A 3,154-nucleotide genomic window follows, 5' to 3' on the forward strand; every position below is an offset into this window, starting at 1 on the left:
GCCGCCGACGTCCGCGCAGTTCCGTCGCAACGTGGCCGATCCTATTCTCGACGTCTACCGCGCGATGCACGAAAGCGAAGTGCCGCTTCTCGCCGAAGTCCAAGGCGATGCGGAAGGTTTTGGCTGTGCGCTCGTCACCGCGTGCGACATGGCCGTCGCGTCGGACAGCGCACGCTTCAACCTTCCCGAGTTGCAAAAAAATCTGCCGCCAACGCTCGTGCTGTCCGTGCTGCGCCACAAGGTGCCGCCGAAAGCGTCCGCGCACATGGTCTACCTGACGGAGACTATCGACGCCGCGAATGCGCGCGAGTGGGGCATCGTTGCCGAAGTCGTGCCGGGCGCGAGCCTGAGCGAACGCGCGGACGCGATGGTTGCCTCGATCTGCACGCGTGACCGGATTGCCATCGCGACGCTGAAGACGTACTTCCGCGAGATCACGATTCCCGACTTCTCGCTCGCGAGCGAAGTGGCGGGAGCGTCGCTCGCAAACGCAATGACGTCGATGCGCCGCTGATCCGCCGCCGAAGTGCTGTCTCGCACACGCGCGACACGTGCGAGACGGATCGAGCACGCAATACCCCGCCCGCGTCGGGCAACACTTCAAGCAATAAGGGCGCCGCGCAACGCGACGCTTCACGGGACCTCTAGCCATGGCTGATCAAGACACCACTTCCACGTCTTCCACGAACTCGGGTTACGCGGACCTGCACGAACACATCGCACGCCTCGAAGCCGCAGGTCTGCTGTACCGGATCGACGAGCCGGTCAATAAAGACACTGAAATGCATCCGCTCGTGCGCTGGCAGTTCCGCGGCGGCATTCCTGAAGCCGATCGCAAGGCGTTCCTTTTCACGAATATCGTCGACAGCAAGGGCCGCAAGTACGACATTCCAGTCATCGTCGGCGGCATCGCCGCGAATCCGGAGATCTACCGGATCGGCATGAACGTGCCGTCGCTCGACGACATCGGCGACGCCTGGAACCGCGCAATCGACAATCCGGTGCCGCCCGTCGTCGTTGAAAGCGGCCCCGTGCATGACATCGTGATCGAAGGCAAGGATCTCGAAGGTCCGGGAAACGGCCTCGAATCGCTGCCGCTGCCGATCTCGACGCCGGGCTTCGATGCCGCGCCGTACATGACGATGACCGGTGTGATCTCGCGAGATCCGGAAACCGGCGTGCAGAACATGGGCACCTATCGCGGCCACCTGAAATCGGCGACACGCCTCGGCATGATGATGCTCGTGAACCTTCGCGCGGGCGGTCTCGACCATTGGCGCAAGTACGCGGCGAAGGGCGAGAAGATGCCGGTTGCCATCGTGCTCGGCGCGCCGCCTCTCGTCGCGTTCCAAGGCCCGCAGAAGTTGCGCCCGAACGTCGATGAGCTGAGCGTCGCAGGCGGCCTCGCCGGTGCTCCGATCCGAGTCGTCAAGGGCCGCACCGTCGATCTGCTGGTGCCGGCCGAAGCGGAAATCGTCGTCGAGGGTTACGTCGATCCGCAGTACCTCGAACCGGAAGGTCCGTTTGGCGAAAGCCACGGTTACGTCGCGCTCGAAGACTACAACCTTGTCATTGAAGTCACGGCGATCACGCGCCGCAAGGACGCGGTGCTGACATCGATCATCTCGCAGGTCACGCCGTCCGAATCGAGCGTCATCAAACGTCTCGCCTACGAGCCCATGTTTCTGCGCCACCTGCGCGACCACCTCGGCATTCGCGGCATCCGCAAGGTGTCGCTGCACGAGCCGCTCACGAACCTGCGTCGCTTCGTGTTCCTGCAGTTCGAGCGCGGCGCGAAGCGCACCGAGGTCTGGCGCGCGCTGTACGGCACGATGTCGCTGCAGGCCGCGATCGGCAAGTTCGTGATCGCGATCGACGACGACATCGATCCGAACAACGCAGACGCCGTGTTCTGGGCGATGGGCTATCGCTGCAATCCGGTCGAGGACGTGAAGATGATTCCGTACCGCGAGCCGGGCCACGGTCCGCGCTCGGACCACGCAACAGGCCTCGATTCAGCAATGCTGATCGACGCGACGATGAAAACGCCGATGCCGCCGCTCGCGCTGCCAAAGAAGGAATACATGGAGAACGCGAAGGTGCTGTGGGAACGTCTCGGCCTGCCGAAGCTTACGCCTGAGTCGCCGTGGTACGGCTACTCGCTTGGCGACTGGACCGAGGAATGGGACCGCAACGCCGAGCAGGCGACGCGCGGCGAATGGATGCAGCGCGACGCGTCCTATCAGGCGCGCCGCCGCAGTGGCGTCGAGCCGAATTCGCCGGTGCGCGGCGTCGAGGGCGATCGTGGCGACGAATAACAGTACTCCGGAGCGGATCATCGTTGGCATCACCGGCGCTTCCGGCGTGATCTACGGGATTCGCGCGCTCGAACTTCTCGCCGAGGCGGGCGTCGAAACGCATCTCGTGATCAGCAAGGCCGCCGAGCTGACGATGACCTACGAAACCGACATCCGCGCGGCCGATCTGCGCGCGCGCGCGTCGAAATGGTATTCGCCCGCGGACATCGGCGCGGCCATTTCCTCGGGCTCGTTCAAGACAAAGGGAATGCTGATCGTGCCGTGCTCGGTCCGCTCGATGAGCGAGATCGCCACGGGCATCACGAGCTCGCTGATCAGCCGCGCAGCCGACGTCGTGTTGAAGGAGCGCCGTCGCCTCGTGCTCGGCGTGCGCGAAACGCCACTGCACGGCGGACATCTGCGCACGCTCGTGCAGCTCTCCGACATGGGCGCGATCATCGCGCCGATCGTCCCGGCGTTCTATTCGAAGCCGCAAACGATCGCCGACATCGTCGATCACACGATAGGCCGCATGCTCGATCTGTTTGACATCGAAACCGGTGTGGTCAAGCGCTGGAAAGACCAGCAGCAGGAGTCGTAACCCCCGCACCACCCGCTTTCACCACCCACCTCACAGGCCCGCCGCGACGCACGCGCCAGCGGGCCGCCCTTTGCGATGACCATGACTGAATCCAACCTGCTTTCCCGGCTCGCAGACCCGAGCCTGTTGCGCACACTCGCTTATGTCGACGGCGCATGGTGCGGCGCCGACGATGCCCGCACCTTCGCCGTCGACGATCCCGCCACCGGCGAGAAGATCGCCGACGTGCCGCTCATGACCGGCGTCGAGACGCGCC

Annotated in this window: 3 protein-coding genes; all 3 read left to right on the top strand. The window is 64.5% G+C overall.

Annotated elements, in window-relative coordinates:
• Nucleotides 1-514 (top strand): enoyl-CoA hydratase/isomerase family protein (locus EOS_RS17710; RefSeq protein WP_047847977.1); only part of this gene is annotated, 514 nt, incomplete at its 5' end.
• A 136-nt stretch (nucleotides 515-650) separates the two neighbouring features.
• Nucleotides 651-2,318 (top strand): UbiD family decarboxylase, encoded by a 1,668-nt coding sequence (locus tag EOS_RS17715; protein WP_047847978.1) that lies wholly within the window; start codon nucleotides 651-653, stop codon nucleotides 2,316-2,318.
• Nucleotides 2,305-2,898 (top strand): UbiX family flavin prenyltransferase, encoded by a 594-nt coding sequence (locus EOS_RS17720; protein ID WP_047847979.1) that lies wholly within the window; start codon nucleotides 2,305-2,307, stop codon nucleotides 2,896-2,898. The genes EOS_RS17715 and EOS_RS17720 overlap by 14 nt, the downstream gene beginning before the upstream one ends.
• Nucleotides 2,899-3,154: the final 256 nt, after the last annotated feature.

Origin of the sequence: Caballeronia mineralivorans PML1(12) (assembly GCF_001028175.1) — a bacterium.
Taxonomy (GTDB): domain Bacteria; phylum Pseudomonadota; class Gammaproteobacteria; order Burkholderiales; family Burkholderiaceae; genus Caballeronia; species Caballeronia mineralivorans.

Coding starts and splice junctions, on each gene's coding strand:
- EOS_RS17715 (WP_047847978.1), top strand. CDS start 651: ATGGCTGATCAAGACACCACTTCCACGTCTTCCACGAACTCGGGTTAC.